This is a genomic window from Polyangiaceae bacterium, assembly GCA_015075635.1.
In the GTDB taxonomy this organism is placed as follows: Bacteria; Myxococcota_A; Polyangia; order Polyangiales; family Polyangiaceae; genus JADJKB01.
Genome location: JABTUA010000002.1, coordinates 2,917,161 through 2,933,411, shown reverse-complemented (window position 1 = coordinate 2,933,411; position 16,251 = coordinate 2,917,161). Strand labels below are relative to the sequence as shown.

Sequence of the window (16,251 nt, the reverse complement as noted above, 5' to 3'; positions counted from 1 at the left end):
ATCTGCGCATCGTGTATGATTCCCGACTTGCCGCACCGGGAATTGGGGATAATGGATGTCGGGTCGGCAGCCATGGCAGGAGAGAGCAGCTGGAGAGAGCGCCTCGCGGGGCGCATTCGCGAGGACTGGGCGCGCGAGATCGACGTGTTCGAGACGCAGCTCGAGCTCAGGCAGCGCGGCAAGATCGAGGAGAAGCTGTTCGCCGAGACGCGCCTGCGCCGCGGCGCCTACGGCCAGCGCTACGACAACGGGCAGCGCAGCGACGGCGAGAAGACCCAGGCCATCGCGTTCCCCGAGCGCCCGACCAAGGGCCCGGGCACGGCCTGGGACGCGCCGGGCATGATGCGGATCAAGCTCCCCTACGGGAAGCTCGGCGCCGAGCAGCTCGAGGTGATGGCGGAGCTCGCCGAGGAGTACTCGGACGCCATCCTGCACGTGACGACGCGCCAGGACGTTCAGCTGCACTTCGTCCACATCGAGGACACGCCGGATCTGATGCGCCGGCTGGCGGCCGCGGGCATCACCACTCGGGAGGCCTGCGGCAACTCGGTGCGCAACGTGACGCAGTGCCCGAACGCCGGCGTCTGCGGCGGCGAAGCTTTCGACACCACACCCCACGCGCACGCGCTGACGTTCTTCCTGCTCGGTCACGACGACACCCAGGACTTCGGACGCAAATTCAAGATCGCCTTCTCCGGCTGCACGGGGAGCGCCTGTGGCCTGACCAGCTTCCACGACATCGGCGCCATCGCCACGCTGCGCGGCGCCGAGCGCGGCTTTCGGCTCTTCGTCGGCGGTGGCCTGGGGGCGGTGCCGCAGGCTGCGCAGCTGCTCGAGGACTTCACCCCCGAGGCCGAGCTCTTGCCGATGTCTCAGGCCATTTGCCGGGTGTTCGCCCGCCTCGGAGAGCGCGAGAACCGGCAGCGCGCGCGGCTGAAGTTCCTGGTCAAGCGGCTGGGAATCGAGGATTTCCGGCGCCTGGTGCAGGCCGAGCGCGAAGCGCTGCGCCCCGACCCGCGCTGGACGGCGTTTCTCTCCGACCTGCACGTCGCCGACGAGGCGCCGCTCCGCCCCGCGGGCGCGCTCGCGGCGGACGCCGCGGGCGCCGCGGGCGCGGCGTTTCAACGCTGGCGGCGCGAGAACGTCCGCCCGCAAAAGCAAGCGGGCTACTCCACGGCGGTGGTGACGTTGCCGCTCGGCGACCTGACCAGCCGGCAGGCGCGGGCCGTCGCCGCGGTCGCGCGGAAGTTCACGGGCGACACGCTGCGGACCACCGTGGACCAGAACCTGCTCCTGCGCTGGGTGAGCGACGCCGACCTGCCGGCGGTCTTCGCCGCGCTCGAAGCGACCGGCCTCGCAGCCGCGGGCGCGGGCACCATCGAGGACGTCACCTCCTGCCCCGGCACGGACACCTGCAAACTGGGGATCTCGTCGTCACGCGGCCTTGCGGACGAGCTCAGGAAGCGCTTGCAGGTCGTGCAAGAGCCGGCGGCGCGGGAGCTGCACCTGAAGTGCAGCGGCTGCTTCAACTCCTGCGGCCAGCACCACGTCGCGGACATCGGGTTCTTGGGCGTGAGCCGCGTCGTGGCCGGCCGGCGCGTACCGCACTTCCAGCTGGTGGTGGGCGGGCAGTGGACCGACAACGCTGGCGCGTTCGGGCTGGCGATCGGCGCCGTGCCGTCGAAGAACGTGCCGAAGCTGGTCGACGCGCTGACCGCGCGCTACGTCGCGGAGCGGCAGGAAGGAGACAGCTTCCGCGCCTGGGTCGAGCGCGTGGGCAAGAAAGAGATCCGGGCGCTCGTCGACGCCCACAGCCAGGTCCCGCCCTACGAGGTCGATCCTTCCTACTACTCGGACTGGGGCGATCCGCGTGTCTACACCATCGGTGACATCGGCGAGGGCGAGTGCGCCGGCGCGGTGGTCAGCTACCTGGAGATGGGCCTGGCGGCGAGCGAGCGCGAGGTGTTCGAGGCACAGCTCCTGCTCGATCAGGGCGATCCCAAGGGCGCGGCAGCGCGCGCGTTCAGCGCCATGTTGCAGGCCGCCCGGGCGCTCTGCCGCGAAAAGAACGCCAACGTCTCCGAAGCCCCCGACGAGGTCGTGAGCGAGTTTCGCGCGCACTACTACGAGACCAAGCTGTTCTTCGATCCGTTCGCCGGGGGGAAGTTCGCGCACTACCTGTTCAAGGCGCACGCGGAGCGCTCGAACGGCGCCAGCTCGGAGTCTGCGCACCAGCTCATCGAGGAGGCGCAGCTCTTCGTGGACGCCGCGCACGCCTGTCACGCGAGGCTGGTGAGCGCATGAAGGCGCGCCGAGTCGAGCTGTCGCTGCCCATCGAGGCCGGCACCTTGCCGGATCCGGAGCGCGTGGTTCCGGTCTTCCATGCCTGGATCCGCGATCGCGCGATCGACGAAGTGCTGGTGGACGTGGCGCGCTACGGCCACGTGAAAGAGGGCCCGGTCGTGATGTTGGTCGGCCAGTCCAGCGATTACGTGATCGACGTGACCCACGAGGGCACCCGCCTCGCCGCCGTGCGCAAGCGCGACGCGGCAAGCGACGCCGAGCGACTCCCGGACGTGGCGGAGCGTCTGCTCGTCGCGGCAGCTCTGCTCTCGGCGGCGCTGCCCGAGCTCCGCTTTCGCACCGACGAGCTCACGCTGCGGGTCCTGGATCGGCTGAACGCGCCCAACACCTCCGAGACCTTCGCGCTCTTGTCGGAGGAGGTCGGGCGGTTCGCCCGCGAGTGGCTCGGGCCGGTCGAGCTCGAGCACGCCGGCGAGCCGGGCGGGCCCCTGGAGATCCGGCTCCGCCGGGCCGACAACGAGCCCGTGGCGGCGCTCAGCGCGCGCTTGCCTGCCCGCGCGTGAATCCCGTCGCCCCACGTCTTGATCAACCCAGCGCGCGGGCGACCAGGGCCCGGACGTCGTCGGGCAGGCCGGGCAACAGCTCCCGCGCCAGCGCCTGCCCGCGCGGGCTCATCTTGCGCCAGGTCTGGCGCAGGATCTCGAGCAGCTTGTCTTCGGGTTGCCCGCCAGCGAAGTCGGCCAGCTCGTGCTCCAGGAAGCTCAGGCAGAGCGCGTCTTCCATGTGCTGCACGTCGGCGCGGCTCTGCATGCCCTGCTTCAGCACGATGCGCCGGACGTCGCCGATGCTGGTCTCGTCGTAGCCCACCTCGCGCAAGACCTCTGCGGCCAGGTCGGCGTGGAACTCCGCCATGTGCCGGCGCCAAGCGTGGTAGCCGGCGCGACCCTCGGGGAACTCGCCGCGCTTCACCTTCCAGCGCATCAGGTGCTGGCAGCGCGACGCCAGCCGGAGGGCTTCGCTCGGGTCTGGCTCGACGCGGTAGACCCAGGCGGACAAGCGCTCCGCGCTCAGGAGCTCGCGGGGTCTACCTTCCAAGAGCGTCGGATCGGCCGCGTTCAGCTCATCGAAGCGAGCCAGGGCGCGCTCCAGACGCTGGTCCGTCATGGCTCCGCATTACACCAAGAAAGGGCGCACGAAAAAAGGGCGGGTCCCTTTCGGGACCCGCCGTGCCGGGGTTGGGGAGGTCGGGGTTTCGGAAATCAGTTGCCGGGGGGCGGCTTGGCGAACTGGCCCGGGAAGGGGTCGGCGCCGTGGCGCTTGTCCACCTCCTGGTTGTCCCAGGGGAAGCTCGCCCCGCGCTCCTCGAAGAAGGCCACGCCGATCACGCCGACGTTGCGGTCTTCGCCCTTCTTGCCGGCGTACGACTCGCTCACGCGGCCGAAGCGGAACGCAGCGACGGTGTCCGTGCTCCGGCGCCAGCCGTCGATCTCGACGGTGGAGAAGCCGTTGATGATGTAGCCGCGGTTCGAGAACGAGCCGGCGCGGCCGTTGATCACGTCGAGGCCGTCCACCGTGGTCACCGCCTCGAAGCGCACGCCGGTGTTGTTCTTGATCTGGATGATGTAGCGCTGGCCGTGGTCGCCGACGACGTAGGTGTTGCCGGCGGAGGTGAAGCCCTCGAGGGGGCGGCCGCTGCCGTCGAGCAGCCGCACCGTCAGCGCGCCGCGGGTCGAGCGACCGGAGCTGTCGCGGAAGTCGCTCACGCCGGCGCGGCGCGCCATGGCGCGGACGCCGTCCGAGTCGTTGTAGAACATCTTGACCACGTCGAAGGGCTGCTCCGGGCGCTCGCGGAAGAAGGCCGAGGTCGAGACGCGGCTCTCGCGGTTCTCACCCCACTCGGTGCCCAGGCCCGGGCGCTCCGACTTGGCGACGTCGGCCGACTTGGCCTCCGCCTCGCCGCCCATGCTGGGGCTCGCCGGTGCGGACTCGGCCGCTGGGGCGCCGTAGCCGCCGCCCGGGGCTGATGCGGCCTCGGGGGACCGGGCGTCGTAGGCCGCCTTCGAGCCCCCACCCGCGCAACCCGCCGCTACCAGACCCGCCGCCAGAACGCCCAGAATGCTTGCTTTTCGCATGACTTTCTCCCGCTTTCGCTACCGACGCCGGAAGAACGCGGCGCCCCGAGGCTCGCTTACACCCGCCCAAGCGCCGCATCTTGACACAAAGCATTGGAGCGGGCTGGGCCGACTAGTAGAACTACCGATCGGGAGGAGCGGATGGGGCGAGCGTTCAGTGGATTGGTGGGGGCCGGTGCGCTCGGCGCGCTCCTGGCCGGCGCCTGCGGGTCGGACGACGAGGCGGAGGCCCTGCGCCGGGCGAAGCTCGCCGAGGGCTGCGTCATCAACAGCGATTGCTCGCAGAAACCGGACCCGCTCATCTGCGCGTTCCGGCTCTGCCACATCCAGTGTCAGACCAGCGAGGACTGCGATCCGGGACTGCGCTGCGTGCTCGGTGACAAGCCCGAGCACGTCTGCCAGCTGCCCGAGGAGGTGAACTGCACCTACAACAGCGACTGCCCGGGGACGCAGATCTGCGGCATCGACGGCGAGTGTCGCGACGCCTGCAAGGGCGATGTGGACTGCGTCGAAGGCCAGCTCTGCATCACCGGCACCTGCGCCGATCCCGACGAGCTCGTGAAGGGTCAGCTCCCGCGCAAGCTCGCGCTCGACGGCGGCACGGGCCTGCCGTGCAGCTACCACTCGGATTGTCCCGGCGAGCAGGTGTGCCGCCCGAACGGCAGCTGCGGCTACGAGTGCAAGGCTGACAAGGACTGCGCCGCCGGTGGCTGCGTCAAGGCCAAGGCCGACGACGCCTTCGGCAAATGCGGCGGCGGACCGACCCAGCTCCCCGAGCACTGCAAGACGGGCGTGAAGGACGGCGACGAGAGCGCCGTGGATTGCGGGGGCAGCTGCTACCCCTGTCCTTCGGGCTCCGACTGCGGGAAGGCCGGCGACTGCGCGAGCCAGGTCTGCACCGCCACCACGTGCCAGGAGCCGACCTGCAGCGACGGGGTGCGCAACGGCAGCGAGAGCGGCGTGGACTGCGGCGGCGCAGCCTGCCCGGCCTGTCCCCCGCAACAGACGTGCGTCAACCCGTCGGACTGCGGCACGGGCGTGTGCAAGGCGGGGCTCTGCGTGGAGGCCGGCTGCGCGGACGGCCAGAAGAACGGCAAGGAGTCCGACGTGGACTGCGGCGGAGGCGGCTGCCCGCCCTGCGACGCCACCAAGAGCTGCGTCGTCGGCGGCGATTGCACGAGCGGCGCCTGCGTGTCGTTCTCGTGTACCCAGCCGAGCTGCACGGACAGCCTGAAGAACGGCAACGAGACCGGCGTGGACTGCGGCGGCACCTGCAAGCCCTGCGGCTCCGGCGCGGCTTGCACGCAGGCGACCGACTGCGCGAGCGGCGTGTGCGCGAGCAACACCTGCGCCGCGGCGACCTGCACCGACACCGCGAAGAACGGCGCCGAGACTGACGTGGACTGCGGCGGACCCGATTGCCCCAAGTGCGCGGCGGGCAAGAGTTGCGCGCAGGCCAGCGACTGCTCGGCCGGCGCCTGCTCCGGCAACGTGTGCAAGACCACCTTCAAGCTGACGGTGACGCCAGCGGGGAGCGGAGCCGGTAGCGTGAAGAGCGACGTCGGCGGCATCGACTGCGGCGCGACGTGCAGCGCGGACGTCGCGGACGGGACCACCGTGGTTCTGACCGGGACCGCCGCCAGTGGCTCGACCTTCTCCGGCTGGTCCGGCGGCGGCTGCTCGGGCACGGGCACCTGCTCGGTGACGGTGAGCGCAGCGGTGACTGTGACGGCGACCTTCGGCGGGACGGCGCCGGGCGGGACCGTGTCCTCGAAGACGCTGCTCTCGCCGTCGGCGAATCCGGCCAGCCCCGCCGTTGCGACCGTCGATGCCAGCGGCAACGTCGTCACGGCCGGCGCGTTCATGTACTCCACCGACTTCGGAGGCGGCCCGCTGCAGCCCGTGGGGACCGACGGCTACGTCGCGAAGTACACCGCGGCGCTGGGCTACGTCTGGGCCCGCAAGCTGACCGGGAACGGAGCGCAGGCCGTGCACCAGGCCGTCACGGAGCCGGGCGGCGACGTGATCGTCGCGGGCGTCAGCGCGGCCGCGAACAACGTGGACCTCGGGGGCGGCCTCACGACCTGCGGCGCGAACGCCCTGCTGCTCGCGCGCTATGCGGCGGGGAGCGGCCAGCACGTCTGGTCGAAGTGCGCGGGCGTCAACGTGAGCAGCGTCCGCGCGATGGCGCTCGACGGCGCCGGGAACTTCGTGATCGCCGGCTCACTCTCGGCCGGCACGACGGACTTCGGCGCGGGGCCCATGACCGTGCAGGGATCGGACATGTACCTGGCGGTGTTCTCCGTCGCCAGCGGCGCCGTCGTCTCCTCGAAGCGCTTCGGCGGGGCCGGCGACGACGTCGGGATGGACCTCGCGCGGACGACGGGGGGCTGGCTGCTGGTAGGGGGCTGCGCCGGGAGCGTGGACTTCGGCAGTGGCAAGATCACCACCGGCCTCGGCGCCGAGGACATCTGCGTGGCGCGCATGGACGCCGCGTTCTCGCCGATCTGGGTACGTCAGATCGGTGGCCTGCTCGACGACCGCGGGCGCGCGGCGGGCTTCACGCCGGGCGGAAAACCACTGGTCGCGGCCGGCTTCCGCGATCAGGTGGACTTCGACACGGGCATCGCCGACATCTCGAAGGGGCAGGAGGACATCGTGCTCCTGCGCTTCAACGACGCGAGCGGTGCCCTCGAGTGGCACAAGGTGTTCGGCGATGACGGCAACTCGAGGGTCGAGGATCTCGCCGTCGATCCCACGACGGGCGCCATCACGTTGGTGGGCGAGTTCAGTTTCAACGGACCGAGCTTCGGGGGTCCCACGCTCTCGAACAACGGGGCGTCCGTCTTTGCCGTGAAGCTCGACGCCGCGGCCAGCCACGTGTTCACCAAGAGCCACCTTGGCTCCAGCTCGGGCGGCTACGCCGTTGACGCGGTAACGCTCAATGCGAGCGGTGGCGCCGTCTACACCATTCGCTCGAACTCCGGCGGCTGGGTCGGGTCGGGCGTCTTCGTGCTGGCCCCGTAGCCACGCGACTCGTTCCTCCTCCCGGCTGACGCCCAGATGGCGCCGGATCGCTCATGGGGCGAGGGTACACGCTCGAACCTCGGGTGGCGGTGACGGTCCTGACCAGGCCGAGCAGGCGCGCCGCGGCCGTCGCCGTCTGACGCTGGGCGAAGAAGTCGTCGGCGGCAGGCACGCTGGTCGCCTTGCCGTCGAGCATCGCGGTCGCTTGCCTGAGACTGGAAGAAGCCGAAGAGCCGGCCGGCAGCGGTGGGGCGTGCCCCCCAGCGCAGGCAACGCGGGCTGCGGGCCGGACGGCGCCACCAGCCTGAAGAGCGGCAAGGTGGTGGCGTCCGGTCTGCGCGTGGTGTGCTGTCGCTGAGCTAGCCCGCGATCCGTTCGGACCCCGAGTACACGTTGAACGCGCCCTGGCGCGAGAACCCCAGGAGCGTGAGCCCGGCCCGCTCTGCCGTGGCCACGGCCATGCTGGTCGGCGCCGAGACCGCGACGACCGCCGGGAAGCCAGCGACCACTGCTTTTTGCACGATCTCGAAGCTGGTGCGACCCGAGACGACCAGGAGCTGCCCGCGGGCCGGCAGCGCGCCGTCGAGCAAGAGGCGACCGACGACCTTGTCCACCGCGTTGTGCCGCCCCACGTCCTCGCGCACCACGAGCCAGTTGCCGCGCGCGTCGGCGACGCCGGCGGCGTGCAGGCCGCCGGTCTTTGCGAAAACCGGCTGCTCCGCCCGGAGCCGCGCCGTGAGCTCGGCGAGCACCGCGCGTTCGAAGCGTGAGGCGTCTTCGATGGGACCGACCCGCGCCATCAGGTCGTCGATGCTGCGGCGGCCGCACACGCCGCAGCTCGCGCTCATGAGCGTGCCGCGGCGCGCGAGCGCCACTCGCTCGCCGTCGAGCACCGTCCCCGGCGCTGCCGTGACGTCCAGGGTGTTGCCGTAGCCCTCGTCACCGGGGCGGCCGCAGTGCGCGATGCCGCCCAGATCCGCCGCGGAGGCGATCAGTCCCTCCGACAGCAGGAGCCCGGCTGCGAGCTCGCGGTCGTGGCCCGGCGTCCGCATGGTGATGGCGAAGGTGTCGCCCGAGATGCGGAGCTCCAGCGGCTCTTCGACGACGATGGACTCCTCGAGCGTCTCCGAGCCCCCGTCGGCGTGGTGCCGGACGGCGGAGCCTTGCGCCACGGACTTGTCGCTCATCGCGCCTCGATGCGCGCGAGCCAGTGCCCGAGGATGCGTTGCCCCAAGGCGAGGCCGGAGATCGCCGTCCACTCGTTCTTCTGGTGAGCCTGCGCTTGGGTTCCAGGCCCGAAGTTGACCGCCGGGATGCCGAGCTGGGCGAAGCGGGCGACGTCCGTCCAGGCCTGCTTGGGCTCCACCGCGACGACGCCGCTCTCGGCCAGCGCTTCGACCAGCGGGTGGTGGCGATTCGGGGGGGCGGCGGGGGAGAGGTCGATGAACTCGACGTCCGCGTCGCCGCCGACCAACGCAAGGATCTCCTCCTTCACGCGGTCGAGCCCGCGATCCGGCCCGAAGCGCCGGTTCAGGTTCAGCTCGAAGTGATCCGGGATGACGTTGCGGCCGCGTCCGCCGCTGGCGAGGGTGGCGCTGGTCACGTGCGCCCATTCCAGGCCGTCGATCGAAACGCGCTCCGGCTCGAGGGCGCCGAGGCGCGCGAGCAGGTTCGCGGCTTTGTGGATCGCGTTCTCTCCCTGCCACGGCCGCGCGGAGTGAGCAGTGCGCCCACGGAAGTGCGCCTTCGCGTGCACCGAGCCGCTGCAGCCGAGCTGCAGCTTGTTGTCGCTGGGCTCGAGCGCGACCGCGAACTCGACGTGACGGAGCTCCGGATCTTCGTCGAGCACCACGCCGAGCTCGTTCTCGGCGTAGGGACCTTCTTCGCGCGCGTAGAACACCAAGGTGAGATCCACCTTGGGCCGCTCGGCTCGCTCCGCCAGGTCGAGCATCAGCGTGAGGCCGCTCTTCATGTCGGCCGCGCCGGGCCCGTAGAGGCGATCGCCTTCGATGCGCGGCGGGTGCTCATGCTCGGTGCGCACCACGTCCAGGTGACCGAGGAGCGCCACGTTGGGGCCGCCGGTCCCGCGCGTCAGCGGCACGACGATGGAATCGCCGAAGCGACGGATGGGCGCGGCGAGGGCGAGCTTGGACAGCCGCTCCAGCACGCGGTCGCAGAGCAGGCGCTCCTCGCCTATCGGCGAGGGCGTCTCGCAGAGCCAGAGCAGCGTTCTCGCGAGCTGCATCAGACCGGAACGTTGAACTCTCTGAGCGCGGCGTTCAAGCTGGTCTTCTGGTCGGTGCTCTGTTTTCGCTGACCGATGATCAAGGCGCAGGGCACCATGTACTCCCCGGCGGGGAAGCTCTTGGGCCGCATTCCCGGAATGACCACGCTGCGGGCCGGGACCCGCCCGCGGACCTCCACCGGTTCGCTGCCGGTCACGTCCACGATGGGGGTCGAGGCGGTGAGCGTGACCGCTGCGCCGATCACGGCTTCGCTCTCGACCAGGACACCCTCGACGATGATGGCCCGCGAGCCGATGAAGCAGCCGTCTTCGACGATGACAGGCTGCGCCCCGGGCGGCTCGAGCACGCCGCCGATGCCCACTCCGCCGGACAGGTGGCAGTTCTTGCCGATCTGCGCGCAGGAGCCGACGGTGGCCCAGGTGTCCACCATGGTGCCGCTGCCGACCCAGGCGCCGATGTTCACGTAGCCGGGCATCACGATGGCGCCGGACTCGACGAAGGCGCCGTAGCGCACCGTGCCGGGAGGCACCACGCGCACCCCCGCCGCTTCGAGCCCGTGCTTGAGCGGGATCCTGTCGAAGAACTCGATGGGTCCCGCCGTCGAGCGCCGCATCTCCGCGACACCGAAGTAGAGCAGCACCGCCTGCTTCACCCAGGCGTGCGTCTCCCACTTCCCCGGTGCCAGCTGCGTCGCCACGCGGATCTTGCCGGCGTCGAGCAGCTCGATGGCCGCGTGGACGGCGGCGCGGTGCCGGGGCTCCGCGAGCAGCGCACGGTCGGCGAAGGCGGCTTCGATCAGCGGGCGGACGTCGGACGCTTCCACGGGTCCCGACGTTTAGCAAGGTTTGCCCGCGAGCAGAACCAAATCCTTCAAGCGGGCAGGTGCAAGGTGAAGCGCGGCACGCTCGAGTCCCAGTCGAGCCTCGCGCCACACGCGCGGGCAGCGGTCTCGGCGCACGTGAGGGTCGGAGCGACGAGGGGTAACGTCGGCAGCGAGACCACCTCACCCGCGGCGTCATCCGCTGCCAAGGTCAGCGACCGGCCCGTGCCGAGCCGGACCAGCGGCGCGCTGGTTCCACGTTCGCGGAGCAAGCTCGCGCCGACCCCGAGCACCAGGCTGCACACTCGCGCGTTCAGCGAGACTTCGCCGACCAGATCCGGGGCGACGCGCACCTCGATTCGATCGCCGTCGTCGCGGGAAACATGGGCATGTCGGAGCAGCTCGGCCAGATCGAGCTGCACGCGAGCGCCGCGCACCGCCTCGTCCAGCAGGTCCACCAAGGCGCGTCCGGCTTCGAGCTCCCGCGAGACGCGCGTCACCACTTGCTCGAGTCGGAGCCGTGCCTTCGCGTTGACGGGCTTGCCGAGCGCCGCGCCGAGCTCGCACTCCAACTCGCGCGTGCGCGGGAGCATCCAGGCCAGGAGCTCGTCGGGGGCTGCGTCATCCGGCAGGCGAGCGGCGACGGAGTCGAGCAGCGTCTTGGCGTGGGAATCGATGGCGGCGCACGAGTCGCGCACGTCGGGCAGCACGCTCTCGATGGAGCGCGGCCCGACGCGCACGCTGTGCAGGATCTGGGCCAGGTTCCGCACGCTCCCGAGGGCGTCGCGCAAATGGCCGCGCTCCGCCTCGAGCCGCGCCGGCTCGCCGGGCGTTCCCTCGGGTCTACCGCGCTCCATGGCGGGAACGTGGGGCTCAGAGCAGGGAGTGGCCAGGGAAGAAGTACGCGCACTCCTTGAGCCCGTTCTCTTCCGAGTCGGAGCCGTGGCAAGCGTTCTCGCCGACGTTGGAGCCGTACAGCTTGCGGATGGTACCCGGCGCGGCCTTGGCCGGGTCCGTCGCGCCGATCACGTCGCGGTAGTGCTGGACGGCGTTCTCGCGCTCGAGGGCGACCAGCACCACGGGGCCACGGGTCATGAAGGTGCAGAGCTCGTCGAAGAAGGGACGCTCGCGGTGGACGGCGTAGAAGCCCTCCGCCTGGGCACGGGTCAGGTGGGCCTGCCGCATGGCGACGACCTTGAAGCCTTCGTCGAGCAGGCGCTGGAGGATGTGCCCTTGGACGCGCTTCTCGACCGCGTCGGGCTTGATGATGCAGAGCGTTCGCTGACTCGCCATGGCTTCTCCGAGAATTTCTGTGAGTTATCCCGCCCGCTTGGGCGGGGCTCTTACGGCATGGGGCGCTGCCGATCAACAGAGATCTGCGCCCTGACCACCCGGACAGTGCGGATCTTCCAGGGATTTCAGCTCGACGCGCACTGCTGGAGGAAGTGCGAGCGCTCTCGGGCGGTGGTCCAGCGCTCCAGGGTCTTCACCACCGCCGGGTCGTTCTGCCGGAGCTTGTCGAACAAGTAGTCTTGGATGCCCTTGTGCACGGCGCACCAGTCGCTCTCGCGCATGCGGCCGTGGAGCGAGCCCTGCGTCTCGTAGTTGTGGACCGGACAGATGCCGCAGTAGGCCGCGTAGGTGCAGCTCACGCAGTCCGGCTGAGCGTCCAGGTTCGAAGCGGCGATCATCGCCCGCACGGTGTCGTGGGTCATGATCTCGCGGTACTTGGTCTCGCCGGCCTTGCCGAGCAGGAACAGATCGTCCCCCATCTCGTGCAGCATGCGGCCCTCGTCGCAAGTGAAGAGGCTGCCGTCGTAGTTGTAGGCGAGCTGTCCGATGCCCGCCCCGCACGGCGAGCGGATGTCCAGGAAGTTGGGGTCGTCGCCGGTCAGGATCTTCGTCAGGAAGATGGCCGCGTACCGCTCCAAGATCTCCGCGCCTGCCGCGTTCTTCTCCAACATGTAGTCCACGGCCTCTCGATAGAAGTCGAGGTAGCTCCGCCGCGCGTACTCGATCTTGTGGCCCGTCTCGCTGGCGAAGCCGAAGGGATCGAGCGGGCGCAGGAACAGCGCGCGGCAGCCGAGCTCGAGGTAGGTGTCGACGACCTCGCGAGGGTAGTCCAGGGCCGCCCGAGTGACGGTGATCAGCGCCTCCACATGGTACAGCGTCGGGTCGAGCCCGATGTCCGCGTAGCGCTGGTTGATGGCGCGGATCCAGCCCGATGCTTGCTGAAAAGCGCTGCCGCCGGCCAGCACGCGCTGTTTGTCGTGCAGCGTCGGCGGCCCGTCGATGCTGGTGCAGATCTGCACCTTGTTCTTCACCAGGTAGTCGAGCCGCTCGTCGTTCAAGAGCGACAGGTTGCTCACCATGGTGAACTCGAGCTCCTTGCCGTAGGCGCGGTTCTTGGCCAGAGCGTACTCGATGGCGTGCTGCACTACGGGGAAGTTGGCGAGGGGCTCGCCGCCCTGGAACTCCAGGGTGATGCGCGGGGCGGTGGAGCGGAGCGCCAGGTCCACGCACTTCTCGGCGGTCTCCCGCGACATGTCGGTGTCCACGCGGTCCATGGCGGCGCGGCTGGCGTGGCAGTACACGCAGGTCTCGTTGCAGCGCAGCGTGACCACCAGCACGTGCAGGTTCGGGCCGTAGCGCAGGAACGACTTCTTCCTGCGCATGCGCTCGGCGAGCGCGACGGTGTCGAGCGAGTCCGCGAGCAGGTTCCGCGAGCGCAGGCGCGCCTCGAGCTCGGAACCCTCCTCGAGCTTGCCGGCCATGAGCTCCGCGTGCTCGGCCTCGCTGACGAACACCCAGTCGCCGAAGTGCGAGGCCAGCAGCACCGCGCCGCCGACCTTGCGGTGGCGCACGGGCACCAGCTTGCCGGGTCGCCTCGGTCTCACACCCAGCTCGAGTAGGCGCATGTGAGCCAAGCGTAGCGTGCTAACCTCGTCGCGTGGAAGTCGCGCGACGCCTGGACCTCAAGCTCGGCTTCGCCTGCAACAACCGCTGTCTATTCTGTGCCCAGGGCGAGAAGCGAACGGAGTGCGCTGCCCGGCCGCCGGCGCTCTTGCTCTCGGAGCTCCGGGCGGCGCGGCCGGACGCCACAGGGGTCGTCCTGACCGGTGGCGAGCCCACGCTCTACAAGAAGCTCTTGCCGCTGGTGCGGGCCGCTCGGGCGCTGGGCTTCTCCAGCGTGCAGCTCCAGACCAACGGGCGCCTGCTCGCCTACCGAGACGTGCTCGCGGCGCTGGTCGAGGCGGGGGTGACCGAGATCTCTCCGTCCTTGCACGGGGCGAGCGCCGCGGTTCACGACGAGCTCACCCGCGCGCCTGGGAGCTTCGCGGAGACCACGCGTGGGATCGCCAATGCGCTCGAGGCCGGTCTGCCGGTGGTCACCAACAGCGTGATCACCAGGCGCAACGTCGAGCTGCTCGACGAGCTCGTCGCCTACCTCGCGGGCCTTGGCGTGAGGAACGCGCAGCTCGCCTTCGTGCACCCGGTGGGCACGGCGCTCGAGCGCTTCGACGAGATCGTGCCGCGTTTGTCGGAGCTCGTGGAGCCCCTCCGCCGCGCCGAACGGGTCGCGAGGGAGCGTGGCCTCCGCCTCTGCACCGAGGCGGTCCCGCTGTGCTTCTTGCGTGGCATGCAGGAGCTGGCGGTCGAGGCGACCATCCCGCTCACCACGGTGAGCGACCTCGACGGCCGGCTCGACTACTCGGAGTGGCGGGTGCGCGAGGGCAAGGTGCAGGGGCCGCCGTGCCAGGCTTGCTCCGCGCGCGAACGCTGCGAAGGCCCCTGGCGCGAGTACCCGGAGCGCTACGGCTGGAGCGAGATGCTGCCGTTCGACGCGCCGCGAAGCGGCGCGGGCTCACCGAGCCGGTGAGCCGGGCGTCTTCACTCCCTTGCCGACGAGCCGCCAGCGATCTCCGGAGCTCTCGAGCTTCCAGGTGTCCACGTGGCCGAACTGCCCGCACGCAGCGGATGGGCGCAGCGCGACGCTCACCGTCCGGCCGTCGCAGCTGAGCGCCGGCTCGCCCTTGGACCAGTCGACCGCGTCCTTGCCGCAGTCGTCTTCGCCGCTGCGGGCGTCGGCGCCGCGCGCCTTGGCGGCTGCGAGAGCCTCGGGGTCCAGCGCGAGCTCGGAGCGAACCTCGAGCAGGTGCCTGGCGCTCTTGACCCTCCTGGTGCCGGGTACCTCACCGGTCCACTCCACGGTGAAGGGCGGCTCGATGAGCTCCGCCACCGCGTTCTCTTCCCCGCGCGCGAGCTTCTGGCTCAGCTCCGCCAGGAAGCCGAGCGTCGCGCCGACCAGCATCGCCTGGGAGTCCTTCGGCGGCGGTGTCGACGCTGGGGTCGCCGGCTCGCACTTCGGGACGTCGCCGCCCAGGCGCGCTTGCGCCGTCGCGCAGCGCAGCATCTTGGGGAAGCCCGCGGAGAGGTCGGCGCCACCGGAGAACTGCGCGCCGCCGATGGAATACGACCAGGTCAGGTGGCCCCGCGGCAGCTCGAACGTCGTGCTGCGACCACGGAGCACCCAGAAGCAGCCCGGCAAGCGCTTTCCTCCGGCCGTGAACTCGAACGACACGTCCACGTTGGAGTCGTTGGCGACCGAGAGCAGTCCCGTCGTGGCACCGGACGGGTCCGGGTTGCCGCACGGCGGGAGCCCCAGCACCACCAAGAGCGCAACGGTCGGGATGCGCATCGACGACCTCAAGCGTGCCACGTCGGGTGGCGCGAGTCAGGGTCCTCGAGTCAGCCGGCAGCGCAAACGCTGCCGGCTACGGGTTGACGCAGGTCAAGTCGTGGTGGGGGTGAGACTCGAGTCAGAGCATGCTCTGGAGCGTCACGCCCATGTCGCTGGGCGTCGGGGCCACCTTCACGCCGGCGGCGGTCAGCGCAGCGATCTTGTCCTTGGCCGTGCCCTTGCCGCCGCTGATGATGGCGCCGGCATGGCCCATGCGCTTGCCGGGCGGCGCGGTGGTGCCGGCGATGAAGCCCGCCACCGGCTTCTTGAAGTGCGCCTTGATGTAGTCGGCGGCGCGCTCCTCGGCGTTGCCGCCGATCTCGCCGATCATGATCACACCCTCGGTGTTCGGGTCCTCGTTGAACAGCTTGAGGACGTCGATGAAGTCCGTGCCGTTCACGGGATCGCCGCCGATGCCGATGCAGGTGCTCTGCCCGATGCCGAGCGCGGTGAGCTGGCCCACGGCCTCGTAGGTGAGCGTGCCGGAGCGGCTGACCACGCCGATCTTCCCGGGCTTGTGGATGTGGCCGGGCATGATGCCAATCTTGCACTCGCCGGGGGTGATGACTCCCGGGCAGTTCGGGCCGACCAGGCGCACGTTCTTGCCCTCGAGCACGCGGCGCGCGCGAATCATGTCCATGACCGGGATTCCCTCGGTGATGGCGATGATCAGGCGGCAGCCGGCGTCCGCGGCCTCGAGGATGGAGTCCGCCGCGCCGAGCGGGGGCACGAACACGCAGGAGGTGTCCGCGCCGGTCTGCTTGACGGCGTCCGCCATGGTGTCGAAGACCGGGATCTCGATCTTCTTGCCGTCCGGGCCCTCGGCCACGAAGGTCTCTCCGCCGCGACCGGGGGTGCAGCCGGCGACGATCTGCGTGCCGTAGGCGACGCACTGCTTGGCGTGGAAGGAGCCGGCGGAGCCGGTGATGCCCTGGACGACGACGCGGGTGTTCTTGTTGACGAGGATCGACATGGTTCGTG

General features: G+C 70.4%; 14 protein-coding genes. 4 read left to right on the top strand and 10 right to left on the bottom strand.

The features are described 5' to 3' along the window. The first annotated feature begins 72 nt into the window (after positions 1-72). A complete protein-coding gene (locus HS104_29220) occupies positions 73-2,304 on the top strand; it encodes a nitrite/sulfite reductase (protein ID MBE7484036.1) in 2,232 nt (743 codons plus the stop codon). Continuing rightward, the gene (locus HS104_29215; GenBank protein MBE7484035.1) at positions 2,301-2,867 is read left to right on the top strand and encodes a hypothetical protein; all 567 of its coding nucleotides are present in this window, start codon (positions 2,301-2,303) and stop codon (positions 2,865-2,867) included. The genes HS104_29220 and HS104_29215 overlap by 4 nt, the downstream gene beginning before the upstream one ends. Positions 2,868-2,889: 22 nt before the next feature. Here HS104_29215 and HS104_29210 read toward each other — a convergent pair whose 3' ends face one another. Together HS104_29210 and HS104_29205 are read right to left on the bottom strand one after the other, a co-directional pair. Beyond that, positions 2,890-3,468 carry a DUF4202 domain-containing protein gene (locus HS104_29210; GenBank protein ID MBE7484034.1) on the bottom strand — a complete coding sequence of 193 codons (579 nt, stop codon included), beginning with the start codon at positions 3,466-3,468 and terminating at the stop codon, positions 2,890-2,892. 95 nt (positions 3,469-3,563) lie between these two features. After that, on the bottom strand, positions 3,564-4,409 hold the full coding sequence (locus HS104_29205) for a hypothetical protein (protein ID MBE7484033.1): 846 nt from the start codon (positions 4,407-4,409) through the stop codon (positions 3,564-3,566). A gap of 168 nt (positions 4,410-4,577) precedes the next feature. On the opposite strand from HS104_29205, the gene HS104_29200 reads away from it, so the two are divergent. Next, positions 4,578-7,463, top strand: coding sequence for a hypothetical protein (locus HS104_29200; GenBank protein ID MBE7484032.1), 2,886 nt, complete (start codon positions 4,578-4,580; stop codon positions 7,461-7,463). Between the two features lie 359 nt (positions 7,464-7,822). Here the strand turns inward: HS104_29200 and fdhD are convergent, their stop codons facing one another. The 6 genes from fdhD to hxsB all read right to left on the bottom strand — a co-directional run bounded on the left by fdhD (position 7,823) and on the right by hxsB (position 13,447). After that, positions 7,823-8,650: a formate dehydrogenase accessory sulfurtransferase FdhD gene (fdhD, locus tag HS104_29195; GenBank protein ID MBE7484031.1), complete on the bottom strand. Its 828-nt coding sequence runs from the start codon at positions 8,648-8,650 to the stop codon at positions 7,823-7,825. Further along, the gene (locus HS104_29190; protein ID MBE7484030.1) at positions 8,647-9,708 is read right to left on the bottom strand and encodes a succinyl-diaminopimelate desuccinylase; all 1,062 of its coding nucleotides are present in this window, start codon (positions 9,706-9,708) and stop codon (positions 8,647-8,649) included. Before HS104_29190 ends, fdhD begins: the two co-directional genes overlap by 4 nt. After that, complete coding sequence (locus HS104_29185; protein ID MBE7484029.1) at positions 9,708-10,532, bottom strand: 2,3,4,5-tetrahydropyridine-2,6-dicarboxylate N-succinyltransferase; 825 nt, start codon at positions 10,530-10,532, stop codon at positions 9,708-9,710. The genes HS104_29190 and HS104_29185 overlap by 1 nt, the downstream gene beginning before the upstream one ends. Before the next feature lie 47 nt (positions 10,533-10,579). Then, positions 10,580-11,386 (bottom strand): hypothetical protein, encoded by an 807-nt coding sequence (locus HS104_29180; protein ID MBE7484028.1) that lies wholly within the window; start codon positions 11,384-11,386, stop codon positions 10,580-10,582. A gap of 16 nt (positions 11,387-11,402) precedes the next feature. Continuing rightward, entirely contained in the window at positions 11,403-11,822 is a 420-nt protein-coding gene (gene ndk, locus HS104_29175; GenBank protein MBE7484027.1) for a nucleoside-diphosphate kinase, read from the bottom strand. 125 nt (positions 11,823-11,947) lie between these two features. After that, positions 11,948-13,447 (bottom strand): His-Xaa-Ser system radical SAM maturase HxsB, encoded by a 1,500-nt coding sequence (gene hxsB, locus HS104_29170; GenBank protein MBE7484026.1) that lies wholly within the window; start codon positions 13,445-13,447, stop codon positions 11,948-11,950. A 32-nt stretch (positions 13,448-13,479) separates the two neighbouring features. On the opposite strand from hxsB, the gene HS104_29165 reads away from it, so the two are divergent. Further along, complete coding sequence (locus HS104_29165) at positions 13,480-14,409, top strand: radical SAM protein (GenBank protein MBE7484025.1); 930 nt, start codon at positions 13,480-13,482, stop codon at positions 14,407-14,409. On the opposite strand, the gene HS104_29160 is transcribed toward HS104_29165, so the two are convergent. Together HS104_29160 and sucD are read right to left on the bottom strand one after the other, a co-directional pair. Then, a complete protein-coding gene (locus tag HS104_29160; GenBank protein MBE7484024.1) occupies positions 14,395-15,228 on the bottom strand; it encodes a hypothetical protein in 834 nt (277 codons plus the stop codon). The genes HS104_29165 and HS104_29160 overlap by 15 nt on opposite strands. A 121-nt stretch (positions 15,229-15,349) precedes the next feature. Beyond that, positions 15,350-16,243, bottom strand: a complete 894-nt coding sequence (sucD, locus tag HS104_29155; protein ID MBE7484023.1) for a succinate--CoA ligase subunit alpha — start codon at positions 16,241-16,243, stop codon at positions 15,350-15,352. Between the last annotated feature and the right edge of the window lie 8 nt (positions 16,244-16,251).

What these genes read in the sequence shown, in the direction of transcription:
- HS104_29220 (MBE7484036.1), top strand. Translation starts at nt 73, where the DNA reads ATGGCAGGAGAGAGCAGCTGGAGAGAGCGCCTCGCGGGGCGCATTCGC.
- HS104_29215 (MBE7484035.1), top strand. Translation starts at nt 2,301, where the DNA reads ATGAAGGCGCGCCGAGTCGAGCTGTCGCTGCCCATCGAGGCCGGCACC.
- HS104_29210 (MBE7484034.1), bottom strand. Translation starts at nt 3,468, where the DNA reads ATGACGGACCAGCGTCTGGAGCGCGCCCTGGCTCGCTTCGATGAGCTG.
- HS104_29200 (MBE7484032.1), top strand. Translation starts at nt 4,578, where the DNA reads ATGGGGCGAGCGTTCAGTGGATTGGTGGGGGCCGGTGCGCTCGGCGCG.
- fdhD (MBE7484031.1), bottom strand. Translation starts at nt 8,650, where the DNA reads ATGAGCGACAAGTCCGTGGCGCAAGGCTCCGCCGTCCGGCACCACGCC.
- HS104_29190 (MBE7484030.1), bottom strand. Translation starts at nt 9,708, where the DNA reads ATGCAGCTCGCGAGAACGCTGCTCTGGCTCTGCGAGACGCCCTCGCCG.
- HS104_29180 (MBE7484028.1), bottom strand. Translation starts at nt 11,386, where the DNA reads ATGGAGCGCGGTAGACCCGAGGGAACGCCCGGCGAGCCGGCGCGGCTC.
- ndk (MBE7484027.1), bottom strand. Translation starts at nt 11,822, where the DNA reads ATGGCGAGTCAGCGAACGCTCTGCATCATCAAGCCCGACGCGGTCGAG.
- hxsB (MBE7484026.1), bottom strand. Translation starts at nt 13,447, where the DNA reads ATGCGCCTACTCGAGCTGGGTGTGAGACCGAGGCGACCCGGCAAGCTG.
- HS104_29160 (MBE7484024.1), bottom strand. Translation starts at nt 15,228, where the DNA reads ATGCGCATCCCGACCGTTGCGCTCTTGGTGGTGCTGGGGCTCCCGCCG.
- sucD (MBE7484023.1), bottom strand. Translation starts at nt 16,243, where the DNA reads ATGTCGATCCTCGTCAACAAGAACACCCGCGTCGTCGTCCAGGGCATC.